Raw genomic sequence first — 17,855 nt, 5'->3', positions numbered from 1 at the left:
ACGGTCACCAGCCGACAACCGCCGGGTGCCACGGTAGTGAATCCATCGTCCACGTTCGGTACCCGGGCTGTCACGAGTCGCAACGACCGGCCTGACAAGATACTGCCGTGGTGCCTCCGCCTGCCGAAACCGATCAGCCCGAGCATGCCCGTCCCGAACCGGTGAGTGCCCCCGAACGGACCGAGGTACTGGTCGTCGGCGCAGGCCCGGCGGGGTCGGCCGCCGCGGCCTGGGCAGCGCGGTCGGGGCGCGAGGTCGTGCTTGCCGATGCCGCGACGTTCCCCCGCGACAAGACCTGCGGCGACGGACTGACGCCACGCGCGATCGCGGAACTCGAGCATCTCGGACTCGGTGACTGGCTCTCGGAGCACCCGGTCAACCGCGGGCTGCGGCTCACCGGCTTCGGACACGAACTGCAGCTCCCGTGGCCGGACGGGTCGTTCCCGTCGACGGGCAGCGCGGTGCCACGGACCGAACTCGACGACCGGATCCGCCGGGTCGCCGTCGACTCGGGCGCGACGATGCTGCAGGGCGCGAAGGCGGTGGGCGTCGAGCGCGCTCCCGACGGCACCGCCGTCACTGCGGTGACCTTCACGACCCCGGACGGCCCGCGCACCGTTCGGTGCCGGTACCTGGTGGTCGCCGACGGGGTGCGATCTCCTCTGGGCAAGCTGCTGGGCCGCGAGTGGCACCGCGACACCGCCTACGGGGTCGCAGCCCGCGCGTATGTCGACTCCGGTCGCGCCGACGACGAGTGGATCACCTCGCATCTGGAGCTGCGTGACACGGCCGGGACCGTTCAGTCGGGATACGGCTGGGTCTTCCCACTCGGCGGGGGACGCGTGAACATCGGTGTCGGGACGCTGGCGACCGCCGCCCGCCCCGCGCCGGGCGCACTGCGGCCGCTGATCGAGTTGTACGCGAGCCGGCGCCGCGACGAGTGGCAACTGGACGGCCCGATCCGGTCGGTCGCGTCGGCGCTGCTGCCGATGGGCGGGGCGGTGTCGGGGGTCGCGGGCCCGAACTGGGCATTGATCGGTGATGCCGCCGCCTGCGTGAACCCGCTCAACGGCGAGGGCATCGACTACGGCCTCGAGACGGGCCGGATGGTGGCGGACGTGCTCGGCGCCGGCGACCTCACCGATCTGTGGCCGGCGGTGCTGCGGCGACGCTACGGCCGGTCCTTCTCGATCGCCCGCAGGCTGGCCGGACTGCTGACGGTGCCCCGGGTGCTGCCCGCGGGTGGCCCGGTGGCGATGCGGTCGCGGACGCTGATGACCGTCGCGGTCCGGGTGATGGGCAACCTCGTCACCGACGCGGACGCGGACCTCACCGCCCGCGCGTGGCGCGTCGCCGGCGCGTCGTCGCTGCGGCTGGACGGGCGGCCGCCGTTCAGCTGAGCGCGGACCGGCTGAGGACGAAGGCCGGGAACCGGCCGACGACGGGCTCGCTGCCGAAAACCACCCGGGCATGCCCCGGATCCGAGTTGGGCTGACCGCCCTCGATCGCCGCGTAGATCCACGGCCCCTCGTCGAGTTCGACGATCGCGATGGTCAGCGGCTCGAGTCCCCGAGCACCCACCCCCGGCGAGGCCGCGGAGGGGTCGAGCCGCGTCCAGGACACCACGGTTCCGCGACCCGTCGACGGCACCCATTCCAGATCCCCGTCGCAGGCCTTGCACACCCAGGTCTCGGGCGCGAACAGGGTCGCGCAGTGGCCACAGGACCTGAGCATGAACGCCTCGGTCTCGAAGGGCCGGGTCACCGCGTCCACGCTCATGCCGGCACCTGCTCCCGCGACGGAGCCAGGACCCGGCCCACGGCGTCCCCGAATCGGGTGGGGTCGCCGATCGGCCAGCAGTGGTTGCCGGACACCATCACGACCTTCGGGTCACCGAGAGCCGCCCGCATCGACTCGAAGCTCGCCTCCGGGATCACGGCGTCCGCGGTCCCCCAGAGCAGCGTGACCGGAAGTCCCCGCTCGGCGAGCCGGGCGAGTTCGGGTCGCAGGTCGGCGGTGCGGGCGAGGTGCCCGGTCCGCCAGATCGCCCCCGGGCCGCGCAGCACGTTCGGCACCGCCGCACCGGCGATCGCCCCGACGACCTGGCCCACCGAGCGGGAACCGAGTGCGTCGGCCTGCAACCGCAGCGCCCAGTCCCAGAGCGGCCGTTCGTGGATGGGCCGGGCGGGCGACCACTGCGCCCCGCCGACGGAGTTGACGAGCACCAGTTCCCCGATGTGATCGGGTAGATCGTGCGCGGCGCGGGCGGCGACGCCGCCGCCGAACGAGTGCCCGATCGCCGTGACGGGGCCGCGGATACCGATGGCATCGACGAACCGGCCGACCCAGCGCGCGTACCCGTCGAGGTCGCGCTCACCGGCGGGCAGTTCCGGGGTGCCACCGAAGCCGGGCAGCGCGGGGGCGTACACCCGTACCCCGCGGTGGGCGAGTTCGCGCAGGGCGGGCCGGTAGGCGGCGGGTCCGAGTCCCCATCCGTGCAGGAAGACGACCGGCCGGCCGTGGCCGCCGACCGCGTAGTCCACCGTGGTCCCGTCGACGGGGACGCGGCGCCAGCGGACGTCCTGCGTGGGCCGCTGGAAGGCGGCCGAGGGAGATCTGAGTGTGGACTCGCGCATTTCGGGGTACCTCGACTTCGCGGCACTGTCGCAGAACGACTCGGGTAGTTGAGACGTTCATCACAGTGCCGTGATTGCGCGGATCGCACGACGGTGGAATGACGGGGATGGGTACCTGTTTTTCCGTATTCGGGTACCTGAAATCAGGCGAAACCCCAGGTCACTGCTCGGCGCCGGCGTTGCTCGCCGACGCGGCCCGATGAGCCTGCTGCTCCACGTACCAGGCAGCGATCTGTGTGCGCGAGTTGAACCCGAGCTTCGCGAGCACGTGCTCGACGTGGCCCTGCGCGGTGCGCTGCGAGATCACCAGCTTCGAGGCGATCGCCTTGTTCGTCAGTCCCTGTGCGACGAGCTCGGCGACCTGCTTCTCGCGCCGGGTCAGGGTGACGGATTCCGGTTCCGGTGTCGCGGTGGCCTGCTGCACACCGAGCACGTACCCCAGTACCTCGTCGCACGTCATGTTTCGACCCTGCCGCCACGCCGACTCGAACACCGATTCGGCGAGTGCGTCACGGGCGCGCTTCTCCGCCTCCTCGTGGTAGACCAGCACGTTCGGCAGCAGCACGGTGGGACTGCCCACGGCCTGCGAGCGGGCCTGCGCGGCACCCATGAGGACCGCCGACCGCCGATACCGTCCGCCGGCGGCGGCGATCCACGAGAGCACCTCGATGCACGAGCTGCATCCGAGTGGGTCGTCGACGACCCGTCCCAGGCGCAGGCCCTGTTCGAGCAGGTCGCTCGCGCTGTCGGGGTCGTCGATCCACCGGCTCAGCGCGAGCGCCAGCAGCGAGTACTCGCGGATCGCGGACTCGCCGTGTTCGGTGGTGATGTCGAGCACTTCCTCGTGGGCCGCGATCGCCCGGTCCTCGTCTCCGGTGACCGCGGTGGCGACCGCCACACCGACCAGCGACGTGGTCAGCCTCAGCAGGTCCCCCGAGGCCCGGAACCGGACGATGACCGACTCGAACGGGGCGATGGATTCGGTCAACCGGCCCGCGAACAGCGCCTCCGACGCGACCGCCAGGTTGGTCAGCAGGTCGGCTTCGGGATCTCCCAGCTCGGCGGCCAGCCGCTGTGCCCGCGCCACCAGCTCGGCGGCCGGGACCAGGTCGCCCTGCGTGCCGGCGAGCACGCTGTTCACGTACAGCGCCTTGATCCGGTCGAAGCTCGGGGTGTCGGGATCGCGGTCGAGCGCACGATCGAGCCAGTGCCTACCCTCACCGGACATACCGCGGCACAGCCAATACGGATAGAGGGCGGTGCAGATCCGCAGCGCGCCGTCCACCTCTCCCGGCTCGGTGACGCCGAAGGTGATCGCCTCGCGGAGGTTGGGCTGTTCGCGCTCGAGGCGGCGGATCCAGTCGACCTGCCGCGGGCCGATCCAGTCGGACTCGGCGGCGGCCGTCATCGACTCGTACCAGTCGCGGTGTCTGCGCTGCATCGCGGTGAACTCGCCGGCCTCGCGCAGTTTCTCCCGGCCGTACTCGCGCAGCGTCTCGAGCATCCGGTACCGGACACCTGCCCCGACCTCGTCTCGGATCAGGATCGACTTGTCCACCAGCGACGCGACCCCGTCGAGCGGGACGAGATCGGCCCCGTCTTCCCCGCACACGCCCTCGGCGGCGTCGAGCTCGAAGCTGCCCGCGAACACCGACAGCCGCCGCCACATCACCTGTTCGGTCTCGGTGCACAGCTCGTGGCTCCAGTCGATGCTCATTCGGAGCGACTGCTGACGGGTCGGGGCGCCACGGCTGCCCTTCGTGAGCAGCTGGTAACGGTCGGTGAGCCGGTGCAGGATCTGCTCGGCGGACATCGCGCGCAGCCGGACCGCGGCGAGCTCGATCGCCAGCGGCAGTCCGTCGAGCTGCTGGCAGATCTGGGCGACCGCGACCCGGTTCTCGTCGGTCAGCGCGAAACCCGGGACCGCGGCGGCGGCGCGTTCCACGAACAGGGAGACCGCCTCGTACTGCGGCAGTCCCTCCAACTGGGTGGATCGCTGCGGATCCGGCACCGTCAGCGACGGCACCCGGAGCACCGCCTCGCCCCCGATCGCGAGGGGTTCCCGGCTGGTCGCCAGGATCCGCAGGTCGGGACACGTCCGCAGCAGGGCCTCGGCGAGCGCGGCGATCGAGTCGATCAGGTGCTCGCAGTTGTCGAGGACCAGCAGCAGGTTGCGGGACACGAGGTGGTCGGAGAGCAGCGCCAGCGGCGGGTACAGGGGCTGCTCCCGCAGCCCGAGTCCGCTGGCGACGGTGTCCGCGACCAGGTCGGGGTCGTGCAGTTCGCCGAGTTCGACGAGCCACACGCCGTCGGGGAACGCGCGGCGGGAGTCCTCGGCGACCCGCAGCGCGAGGCGGGTCTTCCCGACGCCGCCGATGCCGGTGAGCGTGACCAGGCGAGATGTCGAGAGCAGCCGCTTGGCGTCGGTGAGTTCGCGCCGCCGACCGACGAAACTCGTCAGCTCCTGGGGCAGGTTGCCCTGTGCACCGCGACCGCCGAACTGGTTCATAACCGCGTCACTCCCGTCCTAGTCTCGGGGCGCCCCGACAACGCTCCGAGAGTTACCGGCGGGCTCGGTGCAGTGCCACGATCCCACCGGTCAGGTTGCGCCACTGTACGTCCCGCCAGCCCGCCGCCTCAATCGTTCGCGCCAACTCGTCCTGCCGCGGCCACGCCCGGATCGATTCGGCCAGGTAGACGTAGGCGTCCGGGTTGGAACTGACGGCCCGCGCCACCTGGGGCAGCGCCCGCATCAGGTAGTTCATGTAGACGGTACGGAACGGACCGAAGGTCGGGGTGGAGAATTCGCTGACCACCAGCCGGCCACCGGGCTTGGTCACGCGGGCGATCTCCCGCAACCCGGCCTCGAAATCGGACACGTTGCGCAGGCCGAACGAGATGGTCGCCGCGTCGAAGACGGCATCCGCGTACGGCAGCGCCATCGCGTCGCCGGCGACCATCGGCACCCGCCGGGACGCCCCGGCGTGGAGCATGCCCTTGGAGAAGTCGGTGGCCACCACCCAGGCGCCGGATCGGCCCAGTTCCACGGTCGACACGCCGGTGCCTGCCGCCAGGTCGAGCACCCGCTCCCCCGGCTTCAGGTCGAGCGCGGCACGGGTCGCCTTCCGCCACTGCCGGTCCTGCCCGAACGACAGGACGGTGTTGGTCACGTCGTAGCGCTTCGCGACCCCGTCGAACATCGACGCGACCTCGTGCGGTTGCTTCTCGAGCGAGGCCCGCGAGCCTTTCGTTGCTGCCACACCGCCAACCGTACAGGCGCGCCGGGTCACGCCGTCCGCCGCCGGACCAACCACAGGATCGGCGCCGCGACCAGCCACGTCACCACGATCACGGACCCGGCGGGCAGCAACGCGACCCGCACGTCGCGGCCCGACACCCGCACCAGGTCGGGATCCGAGCGCGCGTACTCGACGTCGATGCGCTGGCCGGCGGTCAGGTTGGTCGGGTACAGCACACCCAGCCGCGGTGTGTGCGTCACGCCGTCCGGGGTGACGAAGCTGACCGCCGAACGCAGGGCGCCTGCGGAGAGCACCTCCGCCGTCGCGACACCCTTGTCGGAGTCGATGGTGTGGTCGTTGCGCCAGGCCGCGAGCACCAGCAGCACCGCGAGCACCGAGATGGCGACGGCGGCCACCAGCACCCCCCGGGTGACGCGTCGCGCGGTCGTGGCGGTCACAGCTGGGCCCGGACGGCTGCGTGCAGGTCACGCAGACCGGACCGGTCGGTGGCGACCTCGAGGACCCGGATGCCGCGGCCGAACGGCTGCGTCAACTCGGTGGCGAGCTGGTCGCAGGTCACGGCGTGATGTTCGATCCGGTAGGCGGCGCACAGTGCGGACAGGTCCATGCCGTGCGGGGTGCCGAAGATCCGCTCGAAGACGCCCGCGTACTGCGGGTCACCCTGCTCGAGCAGTTCGAAGATCCCGCCGCCGTCGTCGTTGGCGACGACGATGGTCAGGTCCGCGGGCCGCGGTTCCCCGGTGCCGATCAGCAGCCCGGACGCATCGTGCAGGAAGGTCAGGTCGCCCATCAGTGCGATTGTCCGACCGCCGCCGGCGGCGTCGGCGGCCAGCGCCGCGCCGACCGCGGTCGAGACGGTGCCGTCGATGCCTGCGACGCCGCGGTTCGACAGCACCTTGACGCCGGGTCGCGGGTAGCAGACGAGGGCGGCGTCCCGGACCGGGTTGGACGCGCCGAGGAGCAACTGGTCGCCGGCGCTGCCGGAGGCGGCCGATCCTCCGCCGAGGGCATCGGTGACGACCGCGGCGACGTGCAGTCCGGTGGCCCGCGGGTGCGCGGACAGTTGCTGACGAACGGCCTTGTCCGCGTGTTCGGTCAGGTGCCGGCAACGATCCAGCCACGACTGCGCGGGCGCACCGCTCACGATGGCCCGGGTGCCGGTGGCCAGGACGTTGCCGGAGACGTCGGGCCAGCGCGGCCCGGTGGTCAGCGCGAACACCGACACCCGCGGGTCGGCGAGCAGATTCGACACCGGGCGGTGCAGGGTGGGCCTGCCCGTGATGATCGCCTGTCGCGGGTTCAGTTGCGAGAGCGCAAGGGGGTGCACCGGCAGCCCGTGCATGGGTGCGGTCGGCTCGGCGACCGTCGGCAGCCCGGCGAGTTCGGGGCGGTGCGCGGAGCCGTGGCCGGAGATCACCACCGTGTCCGGTGTGAGGTCGATCTCGAGCGGCACGTCGAGGGTGGCGTGCGCCGTCGTGGTCCAGGCGGCACCGTCGGGCCTGCCCTCCGGGACCGGCCCCTGCGGATGTACGTCGGGCACCAGCGGCTCGCGCAGCGGGATGTCGAAGTGCACGGGTCCGGCGTTGCCGGAGCGGGTGCCGCGGGCGGCGGCGAGTACCCGGCACACCGCGCTGCGCCACTGGCTGTTCTGGTCGGCCCCCGAACGGAGCCCGCGGAACGACCCATCGCCTCCCGCGCGGAGCCCCTCGCCGGTGGCCTCGGCGAGACCGAGACTGATCGTGGCCCGCACCTGGGAGCCGAAAAGCCCGAGTTGTTCGACGGTCTGGTTGGCGCCGGTGCCGAGCATTTCGTACGGCCGGTTCGCGGAGAGCACGACGAGCGGCACCCTGGCGTAATTGGCCTCCAGCACGGCAGGCCCGAGATTGGCGACAGCGGTGCCCGAGGTCATCACGATCGGCACCGGAAGACCGGAGCCGACCGAGAGTCCGAGAGCGAGGAAGCCGGCGGTGCGCTCGTCGATCCGCAGGTGCAGTCGGATCCGTCCGGCGGCGTCGGCGGCCTGCAGCGCGAAGGCAAGGGGCGCGTTGCGCGAACCCGGGCACAGCACGACGTCACGAACCCCACCGCGGATCAGTTCGTCGACGACTGCGGTGGCCTGGGCGGTGGACGGATTCACGGTTCCAGGGTGTCAGACGCCGCAAACGCGCTGCGCGCCTGTGCGCGCTTTTGGTGACTCCGGCCACCAAAAACGCGCACAGGCAGCGAAGCTGCCTAGCCGGCGTGCTTCTGGACGAGCGCGCCGAGCCGGGGCAGGGCCTCGACGACGTTCTTCTTCGCGGACGGACGCAGGGTCGAGTAGACCTTCTTGACCGCGCCCTTGCTGGTGCCCTCGATCTTCTCGTCGGTCACCCCGAGCAGGGCGTCCGCGACCTCGTCGCCGCGGGCGGTGAGGAAGTCACCGAAGCCCGCTCCACCGGCGGAACCGTAGTCCTGCCAGAACGGCTCGAGGCGGGAGACGAAGCTCGGCAGCAGACCCTCGACCGCGTCCGGAACGATCGACGGGCCGACCTTCTTGACGGCGCCGTAGCCGGTCTTGAGGGCCAGACCCGAGGCGCCGGACTTGTCCGAAACCTCGGCGTCGATGAGCTCCTGCACGTCCGCGACGACTGCGGGCAGCCGCGCCGGGTCGAGCAGGGTTTCGTTCAGTGCTGCAACCACTTTCAATGCCTCCGATAGTGCGTGAATGTAGAGCGCCGACCCTATACGACGACCCGACCCCACCATCAACTCCAGTCACCCAGACCACAGCAGCCACGAGAATCACGGAGCCGGTCGAACCGGACAGCAATCTCCCAGCGCACTCACAGCAGCGCGTGACAGCGGGCCATCCGATCCAACCACCACGCCGTGCGCTCGGACGATGCGGCCAGTGCGGCGAGTCGATCCTCGTCCGGCGTCACGGCGGCGACCGCGAGTTCTCCGCCGGACAACCGGAGCGGCGGAGCGACGTCGGCCTCGAAGAGACCACCGGTGCCCAGCCCGCACGCGAGGTCCAGGGACGGCAGCGCCGCCGCGGCGGCCAGCCCGGTTGCGATCCCCACGGCGGAATCGAGGGCGCTGGAGACCACCACGCGCGCGCCGTACCCGGCCAGTTCGTCCGCCAGTCCCAGCAGGGCCCGGGTCCCCCCTAGCGGCGCCACCTTCACGACCGCGACGTCGGCGGCACCGGCACGGACGACGCGCAGGGGGTCGTCCGCGCGGCGGATGCTCTCGTCCGCGGCGATCGGGACGCGGAGTCCCCGCTCGGCGAGACGCCGGCGCAGCTCGACGAGTTCGGGCACGGTGGCGCAGGGCTGTTCGGCGTACTGCAGGGCGCCGCCGTCGGTCAGTGCCGACAACGCCGCCATCGCCTCGTCGACGGTCCAGCCGCCGTTGGCGTCGACGCGGACGTGGTCGACGTGCTCGCGGACCACGGCGACGCGGGCGACGTCATCGGCGAGGGTCTGGCCCCGTTCCGCGACCTTCACCTTCGCGGTGCGGGCACCGGGGAACCGGGCGAGGATCTGCGGGACCTGCTCGGCGGGGACGGCGGGCACGGTCGCGTTGACCTCGATCGACGCGCGGCGCGGCGGCGGCGGCCCGACCCACGCGCTCTCGATCGCCGAGCGCAGCCAGGCGGCGGACTCGGCGTCGTCGTACTCGGGGAAGGGCGCGAACTCGCCCCACCCGGCGGGTCCGCGCACGAGCAGCACCTCCCGCACGGTGATGCCGCGGAAACGAACCCGCATCGGCAGGGCGACCACCCTGGCGGTGGAGCGAAGTTCGTCGAGGGTGGGGCGGATCTGCTCGGGCGAAGCCTCGGCGGGGGTTCGGTTCTGCTCGGGCGAAGCCTCGGCGGGGGTTCGGTTCTGCTCGGGCGAAGCCTCGGCGGGGGTTCGGTCGGTCACCGGGCAGCTCCTTCGGTCGAGGCGTCGACGAACGCGGCGTCACGCAGCAGCGGCACCACGCCACTGGTGTCGATCTCGGCGGCGACGCCCACGTCCCCGGCAAAGCCCTTCGCCGTCAGCTCCCGGCCGCTCGCACAGTCGTCGAGCAGCGCGCCGATCGACGGGCGCGCGTCCACGAAAGCCGCTGCGGCCGCGAGCGCTTCGGGGGACATTCCGTGACCGCCGAGGTCGGCCAGCGCCCGCAGGACGGCCCCGGCGCCCCACAGGTCCTCGACGGCCGGGCGCAACGTGCCGTCGGGCCACCGCTCCCCCGCGGCGAGCACCGCGACGGATCCGGCGCCGCGGCCGGCGATCCAGCGGGCGACGACGGACGCGTTGCGCAGGCACGCCCCGACGACGAGCGGCGAGGCACCGACCGCGGTATCGGTGTCGGCGAGGGCGAAGGCCAGCGCCGAACCGTTCGGCGACGGCAGCACCAGTCGCCGCGGCACGGCGCCGGCACGCAGAGACAGCGGCGACAGGCTGGGCTGTCCCGGCCCGGCGACGGAACGGCCGACCGCGACCACCGCGTCCCGCTCGGCCGCGTAGGAGGCGGCGCCGGCCGGGTCCCACGGGTACGGGTAGACGGCGGCGCCGGCGTCGAGCGCGACGGTCAGGGTCGTGGTGAACGACAGCACGTCGACCACGACCGCGACCTCGCAGCCGTCGGCGACGGCGGCCGCCCCCTCCCGGCCCCAGTCGAACCGGATCCGGTGCCCGTACTGGCGGTGCTCCGGGAGCACCGCCTTCGGGCTGTCGAACGTGGACACGGGGCTCAGGGCTGCCCGGGCAGGAGCACGATCATCAGCGCCTCGGCGTCGGCGAGCAGCGTGCCGTCGGGTTCGGTGAGCCGAGCGGTGACGAAGGTCTTGCGGCCCTCCACCCGGTCGACGACGCCCTCGACGACCAGTGGGGTCTCCAACGGGGTGATCTTGCGGTAGTTCACGTGCAGGTAGCCGGTGCGGCTGATCGGGCGCCCGTAGGCGTGGGTGACCATGCCGAACAGGTCGTCGAACAGCAGCGGCAGCACCCCGCCGTGCGCGGCGCCGTTGCCTCCCATGTGGTAGCGCCGGAACACCCCGGTCGAGCGCACGCCGGTGGTGTCGAACTTCTCGATCGTCCACGGCAGCATCAGCAGGCTGCCGCGGCCGGGCAGTCCGACCGACCGGCCGGCGGGGTAGTGCCCCTCCGGTGCCCGATGCGGGGCCAGGAGCGCGGCGAGGGCCTCCGCCTGCTCGGCGGCCTGCTCGATCACGTCCTGCGGCGGCGCGGTGGACACGGCCAGGTCCTGCACGGTGCGCAGCGCCTCGACGAGCCGACCGAAGTGCGGGCCGCCGTTGTCGGCGTCGGCCGCGTACACCGGGAATCCGCCGTGATGCTCGTAGTCGCCGTCACGCTCGGCCTTCTCGCTCATGACGTGCACGGTAATCCCCCACTCGGGTGCGGTCGCGCAGGCGGCGCCAACGCCGCCGCGCAGGCGACGACTCGCCCTCGGCCTATCCTTGCTCTCCGTGACCTTCAATCCGCAGCTGTGGCGTCCCGTCCCCGGGTTCGAGAACCTCACCGACATCACCTATCACCGGCACGTCACGCAGGGCACCGTCCGCGTCGCGTTCGACCGGCCGGAGGTGCGCAACGCGTTCCGCCCGCACACCGTCGACGAGCTCTACCAGGCCCTCGACCATGCGCGGATGACCTCGGACGTCGGCTGCGTGCTGCTGACCGGCAACGGCCCGAGCCCGAAGGACGGCGGCTGGGCGTTCTGCTCGGGCGGCGACCAGCGGATCCGCGGCCGCAGCGGCTACCAGTACACGGCGGTGGATGCGACCACCGGCCGCGCGGGCGAGACGGCGGACACCGTCGACAAGGCGCGCGCGGGCCGGCTGCACATCCTCGAGGTGCAGCGTCTGATCCGGTTCATGCCGAAGGTGGTCATCGCGCTGGTGAACGGCTGGGCGGCAGGCGGCGGGCACAGCCTGCACGTCACCTGTGACCTGACCCTGGCCTCCCGCGAGCACGCCCGCTTCAAGCAGACCGACGCCGACGTGGGCAGCTTCGACGGCGGCTACGGCAGCGCGTACCTGGCGAAGATGGTGGGCCAGAAGTTCGCTCGCGAGATCTTCTTCCTCGGCGACACCTACACCGCCGAGGACATGCACCACATGGGCGCGGTGAACAGGGTCGTCGACCATGCCGAGCTCGAGGACGTCGCGCTGGAGTGGGCGGCGAAGATCAACGGCAAGTCGCCGCAGGCGCAGCGGATGCTCAAGTACGCCTTCAACCTGCAGGACGACGGCCTGGTCGGCCAGCAGCTGTTCGCCGGTGAGGCCACCCGCATGGCGTACATGACCGACGAGGCGGTCGAGGGCCGCGACTCGTTCCTGGAGAAGCGCGACCCCGACTGGTCGCCATACCCGTGGTACTTCTGATCGACTTGCGCGGATGACGGTGCGGCCCGGACGCTTTCGGCGTCGGGGCCGCACGCCGTCACAGTGCGACCGCGAGCCGGTTCGTCGCGTCCTTGACGAGAGGTGCCACCTGGTCGAGGCGGACCTTGTGGGCCTGACCGGCTGCGCAGAGCGAAACGACGGTCCCGTCGCCGGCCCGCACCGCGGACGCAACCGACGCGATGCCGCCGTCGGCGATTCCGGAATTCGTTTCGGTGCGCTGCACGGCGATACCCGCCGCGCCGCGAATCCTGTTCAGTTCCCGGTGCAGACTCGGCAACGTCCAGCCGTCGAGCCGCTCCCCCGCATCGATCTCGGCGCGCACCAGGCGGTCGACCTTTTCCGGTGCCAGGGTGGCGAGCATGGCACGGCCGCCGGTGCCGCGGTGTGCGGCCAGCGACGACCCGACGCGGCTGCGGATCGCGAGCGCGAACGGGCCGCCGACCTTGTCGAGGAAGTGTTCTCGACCGCCCTCGAGCACCCCGAGGTGGACGACGAGCCCGGTACGCAGGTACAGCTCCTGCACGATGTTGCCCGCTGCCATGCGGATTCGGGCGTGGGTCGCCTGCGGGCCGACGGCGCCGAGTGCACGCGCACCGAGCCGGTACTCGCGGCCGTCGCGGCCGATCCAACCGAGGTCGAGGAGTTCGACCATGATCCGGTGCACGGTGGAGCGCGGCAGTCCGGTGCGGGTGGTGACGTCCTCGAGGCCGAGCCCCTCGTTCGGGTCGTCGAAGGCGTCGATGATCCGCGTCATCCGCTCGAGCATCGATTCCCGCCTGCCCTCCCGCGCCGCCGCGGATGTTCGGTCGCGGGGAGCGTCCGCCTGCCACTGTCCGATGTCGACAACCGTCACGGTGTCCGCCTCCCGTTCCCGAACTGAAATCAATTTCTTTCTACAGTGACGGGGGCCACAGCTCAAGTCCGGTCGCGTCGCGGCCGCGACGGTCACCCGGCAGACGAAACACGTGCCCTTCCTTCAACGGTTCACCGGACGACGGGACGCCGCACACCGGGCGAAACTCGGGCAGACTGACCCCATGACCGAAGCCGTCGCACCGGACGACCCGAGAGAGCGCCCCGAGAGCAGGCACACCCGACCGGACGGCGTCACCGACGCCGAGGTCGCCGCCGTGGGGAAGCTGTCCGAGGCCCTCGAGACGGTCGAACGAGCACGCGGCCAGCTGTACACCTTCCACCAGCTGATCGGGCACGCGGACAACCAGGTCGGCGAGGCCGTGGCCGCGTTGCGAGCCGCCGGCCATCCGGAGTTGGCCGGGGACATCGACACCGACCTGCTCGGCCGCAACGTGCTTCCGGGGAGGTGGACGTTCCAGGTGGTCGAGGAGTTCGACGACGGCTACTGGACGACGTTCCGGCGGTGGGACGCCGCCGCCCGGGAGCGGGTACTCGGCGGACGCAGGCACGTGAACGAGGCCGAGATGAAGGAAGCGCGGCGTACCCACGGCCGTCCGGGCCACGAGTCCCGGCCCGCCGATCCGGAACAGGAGTGACATGGAGATCCTGAGCAGCCGAATCATCCTGCGTCCGAAGGACTATCCGGCAACCCTCGCGTTCTATCGGGACGCACTGGGTCTGGCGATCGCCCGCGAGTACCCCGGTGGGACGGTGTTCTTCGCGGGCCAGAACCTGATCGAGGTGGCCGGGCACGGCGGCGGCGACGTGGAGTCGACCTTCGAGGGCGCGATCTGGTTGCAGGTCCGCGATCTCGAGGACGCGCAGGCGGAGCTGATGTCCGCGGGGGTCACGATCGCGCGCGAGCCGAGGCAGGAGCCGTGGGGCCTGCACGAGATGTGGATCGCCGACCCGGACGGGGTGTCGATCGTGCTGGTGCAGGTCCCCGCCGACCACCCGCTGCGCCGCGACACCCGCTGACCCGATCCCGGCGAGCCCCCGGCAGACCGAATGCTCCGTTCACTCGATCTACTCGACCGAACGATTCCGTTCACTCGGCTGCGGCGGCTCACTCGGACCGGCCACGGCCGCGGCCTCGGCCTCCGACGCGGCGGCGGGCGCCGGGGCTCCGGCACGGGCCAGGGCGGGGCGGGCTAGAAGTTCGACGGCAATCAGCGCGACGACCGCGATCAGGATCGTCACGATGACGACGATCCCGGACGGGTATCGCCAGAACACCAGCGCCGCAACCGCGATCGCGATGATCGCGATCCGCAGTGGCATCCGGAACCGGGCCGCGTAGGTCTCGACGGCTCGCGGCTCCCGTTCGGTGTCCGGGGAACGCAGCCGGTCCATCGACCGGCTGTACGCCCGCCGGATCGCGGTCGCGGACGGCGACGATCCGGACAGGTAGCCGACGATCCCGATCAGCACGGCCAGGACGAACACCGCCCGCACGGTCGTGCGCAGGGGCTGCGCCAGGGTGTCGAACAGGACACCGGCCGCATCGGGCGGCAGCACGTCGGTGGGCACCTGCCCGAGGTAGACGGACCGTCCGATGCTGATCGCGACGGCCAGGATCCCCATCCCGATCGCAAGAGCCGCCCCGACCAGTGCGAGCGCCCGCCGCCGCCCGCCGCGTGGGGCGGCCCAGATCGCCAGCAGCGCGGTCAGGAGGGTCAACCAGGGCAGCACCGCCGATGCCTTGTCGAGCCAGTTCACCAGCCGCTGGGCCTTGACCAGGTCGGCCGACTGGAAGATCACGAAGGTCGCGTCGACGTCGGGCAGTTTGTCGACGAACGCGAATCCGCGCTGCACGAGCTCGGCCTTGACGGTGTTGATCATCGCGGCGAGGGAGATACTCACCTCGCCCTTGTCGTTGACCTTGAGGGCGCCCGAGTTCTCACCGGTGGCAACCGAAACCAGTTCCTGGTGCGCCTGCCGGTTCGCCTCGACCCACATGGTCTCGAACTGATCGGACGTGACGAGCCGCGACACGGTGTTGTGCACGAAGGACTGCGCCTGTCCGGCGATCACCGGGGCGAGGCCGACCACGGCCGGCGGCACGCGCGGTGCGACCTCGGTGAGTGCGCCGAGCGCGTCGGCGGTCATCTGCTCGACGTCGACCCGGGTCATGATCTGGTCGGTGACCTCGTCGGTCAGTGCCGCCTGCAGCGCGGGGTCCGACGCCAGCGGCGCCACGGTCTGTACGTAACGGTCGGTGTCGAGGATCTGACTGCGCGCGTACCGAGCCGCCACCGCACCGATTCCGAGGACCGCGACGAGCACGAGGAGCAGACCGGCGGCCGTCCACCGCAGCGCCGGATGTCCGGAGGTCGGAGGGGCGGCCGCGACCGCCGGCTGCGGCGCGGGCGGGGCCGCCCGCAGTTCCGCGACCTCACGTCGCAGCCGTTCCAGCTCGGCCCGCTCGTCCGGTGTCAGCGGTGCACCGTGCTCCGGTCCTGTCATCGCCGACCTCCCTGTTCGTCGCCCCGCGAGTATCACACCAGAACCGCCGGTCGGCCCGCCTCATCCGCCCGGGGTGATTCCCGGGCCCGACCCGCCGGAGATGCTGTGCTCGCGGTGCGCGCGGCGCACAATCGGTGTGCCCGGACGGCGACAACGGCGAGGCGGCCCCATGAGTGCTGGTACCCGAGAACCCGACACCACCCGGAGCGGCTCCGCACTGGTGCTCACCGTCCTCGGTGCCGGCCAGTTCCTGATGACGCTGGACAGTTCGGTGATGAACGTGTCGATGGCGTCGGTGGCCGCCGACCTCGGCACCACGATCACCGGGATCCAGACGGCGATCACCCTGTACACGCTGGTGATGGCGACCCTGATGATCACCGGCGGCAAGATCGGCACCATCCTCGGCAGGCGCCGGGCATTCGGACTCGGGCTGGTCATCTACGGCCTCGGGTCGTCGACGACGGCCCTCGCACCGAACCTGGCCGTGCTGCTGATCGGCTGGTCCCTCCTCGAGGGGATCGGTGCGGCGCTGATCATGCCTGCGATCGTGGCGCTGGTGGCCGCGAACTTCCCGCCCGAGCGCCGGACGTCCGCGTACGGGCTGATCGCCGCGGCCGGCGCGATGGCCGTCGCGGCCGGTCCGCTGATCGGCGGCGCCGTGACGACGTTCGCGTCCTGGCGGTACGTGTTCGCGGGTGAGGTCGTGATCGTGGTGGCGATCCTGCTGGTGCTGCGGCGCATCTCCGACGTGCCGCCGCAGCGGGTGAAGCTGGACCTGGTCGGGTCGGGATTGTCCGCTGCGGGCCTGGGCCTGGCGGTGTTCGGTGTGCTGAGGTCGAGCGAATGGGGGTGGGTGCGGGTGCGTCCCGGCGGCCCCGAGTTCTTCGGGCTGTCGCCGGTGTTCTGGCTGATCCTCGCCGGACTCCTGGTGATCCAGCTGTTCCTGCGCTGGGAGTCGCGCCTGGCCGCGCGCGGCGGGCAGCCGCTGCTGGACCTGACACTGCTGCGCAACCGTCAGCTCAACGGTGGGCTCACGATGTTCCTCGCGCAGTTCATGATTCAGGCCGGGGTGTTCTTCGCCGTCCCACTGTTCCTGTCGGTGGTGCTTCAGCTGAGCGCACTGGGCACGGGTGTGCGCCTGCTGCCGCTGTCGGTGGCGCTGCTGGTCGCGGCCGTGGGCATCCCGAAGGTGTGGCCGCGAGCGAGCCCGCGGCGGGTGGTGCGGCTCGGGCTGATCGCGATGCTCGTCGGCATCGTGATCCTCGCCGCGGGAATGGATCCCGGCGCGAACGCGGCGGTCGTCGCGTTCCCGATGCTGCTGATGGGCCTCGGTCTCGGCGCACTGTCCTCGCAGCTCGGCGCGGTGACAGTGTCGGCGGTGCCGGACGAGAAGAGCCCGGAGGTCGGGGGCCTGCAGAACACCGCCACCAACCTGGGCGCCTCGCTGGGGACGGCGCTGATCGGGTCGGTGCTGATCGCGACGCTGAGCTCGTCGGTCGTCGCGGGGATCGAGTCGAACCCGGCGGTGCCGCCGTCGGTGCAGCAGCAGGCGAGTACCGAACTGGCCGCCGGGGTGCCGTTCCTGTCCGACACCCAGCTGACCGCGGCCCTCGACGAGGCCGGCATCCCGGCGGACACGGTGAATGCGGTGGTCGAGGTGAACGCGCAGGCCCGTCTCGAGGCGCTGCAGGTGGCGTTCTCGCTCGCCGCGCTGATCACGGCGGGTGCGCTCTTCGCGGCCCGCCGCCTTCCGCGCGATCCGGTCACCCGTGCGTGATCTTCACCCAGGTCGGGGTGAAGATCACGCACGGGCGCGCGGTGCCTCTACTTGCCGAGGGCCTCGGTGATGCGGTCGGCCTGCGCCTGGGCCTCGTAGAGCTGGCGCAGCAGCCACAGCCGCAGCACCCGCGCCACCGCTCCCGCCAGGTAGACGGCGGCACCGATGACGGTCAGCGCCAGCAGCGCGGTCGCCAGGATCTGGTACGAGGCGATGTTGCGCAGATCGTCCAGGGACAGCGACGCGAAGTAGACGATGAAAGTCGCCACCGCGCCGACCACCATCAACACCAGGCCCACGATGCGGGCCTTGCCGTCACCGCTGCCGGTCTCGGTCTTCAACTTCAATTCGGACACGTCCTTCTTGAACTGGTCGCGACGGTCCTCCGCGATTGCGGTCAT

Annotated in this window: 18 protein-coding genes; 5 read left to right on the top strand and 13 right to left on the bottom strand. The window is 71.5% G+C overall.

Annotation, left to right across the window (positions count from 1 at the left end):
* The first annotated feature begins 161 nt into the window (after positions 1-161).
* Entirely contained in the window at positions 162-1,400 is a 1,239-nt protein-coding gene (locus ACWDU4_RS13500; protein ID WP_450114502.1) for a geranylgeranyl reductase family protein, read from the top strand.
* On the opposite strand, the gene ACWDU4_RS13495 is transcribed toward ACWDU4_RS13500, so the two are convergent.
* The 10 genes from ACWDU4_RS13495 to ACWDU4_RS13450 all read right to left on the bottom strand — a co-directional run bounded on the left by ACWDU4_RS13495 (position 1,393) and on the right by ACWDU4_RS13450 (position 11,257).
* Positions 1,393-1,779, bottom strand: coding sequence for a Zn-ribbon domain-containing OB-fold protein (locus ACWDU4_RS13495; protein WP_450114417.1), 387 nt, complete (start codon positions 1,777-1,779; stop codon positions 1,393-1,395). The genes ACWDU4_RS13500 and ACWDU4_RS13495 overlap by 8 nt on opposite strands.
* Positions 1,776-2,636 (bottom strand): alpha/beta fold hydrolase, encoded by an 861-nt coding sequence (locus ACWDU4_RS13490; protein ID WP_450114416.1) that lies wholly within the window; start codon positions 2,634-2,636, stop codon positions 1,776-1,778. Before ACWDU4_RS13490 ends, ACWDU4_RS13495 begins: the two co-directional genes overlap by 4 nt.
* A 160-nt stretch (positions 2,637-2,796) precedes the next feature.
* Positions 2,797-5,145: an ATP-binding protein gene (locus tag ACWDU4_RS13485; RefSeq protein ID WP_450114415.1), complete on the bottom strand. Its 2,349-nt coding sequence runs from the start codon at positions 5,143-5,145 to the stop codon at positions 2,797-2,799.
* Positions 5,146-5,197: 52 nt separating this feature from the next.
* Positions 5,198-5,896: a demethylmenaquinone methyltransferase gene (locus tag ACWDU4_RS13480; RefSeq protein ID WP_450114414.1), complete on the bottom strand. Its 699-nt coding sequence runs from the start codon at positions 5,894-5,896 to the stop codon at positions 5,198-5,200.
* 26 nt (positions 5,897-5,922) lie between these two features.
* On the bottom strand, positions 5,923-6,333 hold the full coding sequence (locus ACWDU4_RS13475; protein WP_450114413.1) for a DUF3592 domain-containing protein: 411 nt from the start codon (positions 6,331-6,333) through the stop codon (positions 5,923-5,925).
* Positions 6,330-8,033 (bottom strand): 2-succinyl-5-enolpyruvyl-6-hydroxy-3-cyclohexene-1-carboxylate synthase, encoded by a 1,704-nt coding sequence (menD, locus tag ACWDU4_RS13470; protein WP_450114412.1) that lies wholly within the window; start codon positions 8,031-8,033, stop codon positions 6,330-6,332. The genes ACWDU4_RS13475 and menD overlap by 4 nt, the downstream gene beginning before the upstream one ends.
* A 95-nt stretch (positions 8,034-8,128) precedes the next feature.
* Positions 8,129-8,575, bottom strand: a complete 447-nt coding sequence (locus ACWDU4_RS13465; protein WP_450114411.1) for a DUF6918 family protein — start codon at positions 8,573-8,575, stop codon at positions 8,129-8,131.
* Between the two features lie 143 nt (positions 8,576-8,718).
* A complete protein-coding gene (locus tag ACWDU4_RS13460) occupies positions 8,719-9,699 on the bottom strand; it encodes an o-succinylbenzoate synthase (protein WP_450114501.1) in 981 nt (326 codons plus the stop codon).
* 101 nt (positions 9,700-9,800) lie between these two features.
* Positions 9,801-10,586, bottom strand: a complete 786-nt coding sequence (locus tag ACWDU4_RS13455) for a 2-phosphosulfolactate phosphatase (RefSeq protein ID WP_450114500.1) — start codon at positions 10,584-10,586, stop codon at positions 9,801-9,803.
* Between the two features lie 32 nt (positions 10,587-10,618).
* Complete coding sequence (locus ACWDU4_RS13450) at positions 10,619-11,257, bottom strand: PaaI family thioesterase (RefSeq protein WP_450114410.1); 639 nt, start codon at positions 11,255-11,257, stop codon at positions 10,619-10,621.
* Positions 11,258-11,354: 97 nt separating this feature from the next.
* Here ACWDU4_RS13450 and ACWDU4_RS13445 point away from each other — a divergent pair, with 97 nt between their 5' ends.
* The gene (locus ACWDU4_RS13445) at positions 11,355-12,272 is read left to right on the top strand and encodes a 1,4-dihydroxy-2-naphthoyl-CoA synthase (RefSeq protein WP_450114409.1); all 918 of its coding nucleotides are present in this window, start codon (positions 11,355-11,357) and stop codon (positions 12,270-12,272) included.
* A gap of 58 nt (positions 12,273-12,330) precedes the next feature.
* Here ACWDU4_RS13445 and ACWDU4_RS13440 read toward each other — a convergent pair whose 3' ends face one another.
* Complete coding sequence (locus ACWDU4_RS13440) at positions 12,331-13,146, bottom strand: IclR family transcriptional regulator (protein ID WP_450114408.1); 816 nt, start codon at positions 13,144-13,146, stop codon at positions 12,331-12,333.
* Positions 13,147-13,330: 184 nt separating this feature from the next.
* On the opposite strand from ACWDU4_RS13440, the gene ACWDU4_RS13435 reads away from it, so the two are divergent.
* Positions 13,331-13,804, top strand: a complete 474-nt coding sequence (locus ACWDU4_RS13435; protein ID WP_450114407.1) for a hypothetical protein — start codon at positions 13,331-13,333, stop codon at positions 13,802-13,804.
* 1 nt (position 13,805) lies between these two features.
* Positions 13,806-14,186, top strand: coding sequence for a VOC family protein (locus ACWDU4_RS13430; RefSeq protein ID WP_450114406.1), 381 nt, complete (start codon positions 13,806-13,808; stop codon positions 14,184-14,186).
* A 48-nt stretch (positions 14,187-14,234) separates the two neighbouring features.
* On the opposite strand, the gene ACWDU4_RS13425 is transcribed toward ACWDU4_RS13430, so the two are convergent.
* Positions 14,235-15,674 (bottom strand): hypothetical protein, encoded by a 1,440-nt coding sequence (locus tag ACWDU4_RS13425; RefSeq protein WP_450114405.1) that lies wholly within the window; start codon positions 15,672-15,674, stop codon positions 14,235-14,237.
* Between the two features lie 169 nt (positions 15,675-15,843).
* Between ACWDU4_RS13425 and ACWDU4_RS13420 the strand changes: the two genes are divergently transcribed.
* Complete coding sequence (locus ACWDU4_RS13420; protein WP_450114404.1) at positions 15,844-17,454, top strand: MFS transporter; 1,611 nt, start codon at positions 15,844-15,846, stop codon at positions 17,452-17,454.
* A 47-nt stretch (positions 17,455-17,501) separates the two neighbouring features.
* Here the strand turns inward: ACWDU4_RS13420 and ACWDU4_RS13415 are convergent, their stop codons facing one another.
* Complete coding sequence (locus tag ACWDU4_RS13415; protein ID WP_450114403.1) at positions 17,502-17,855, bottom strand: hypothetical protein; 354 nt, start codon at positions 17,853-17,855, stop codon at positions 17,502-17,504.

The organism is Rhodococcus sp. NPDC003348, assembly GCF_053589375.1.
This window is presented reverse-complemented; position numbering and strand designations above follow the sequence as displayed.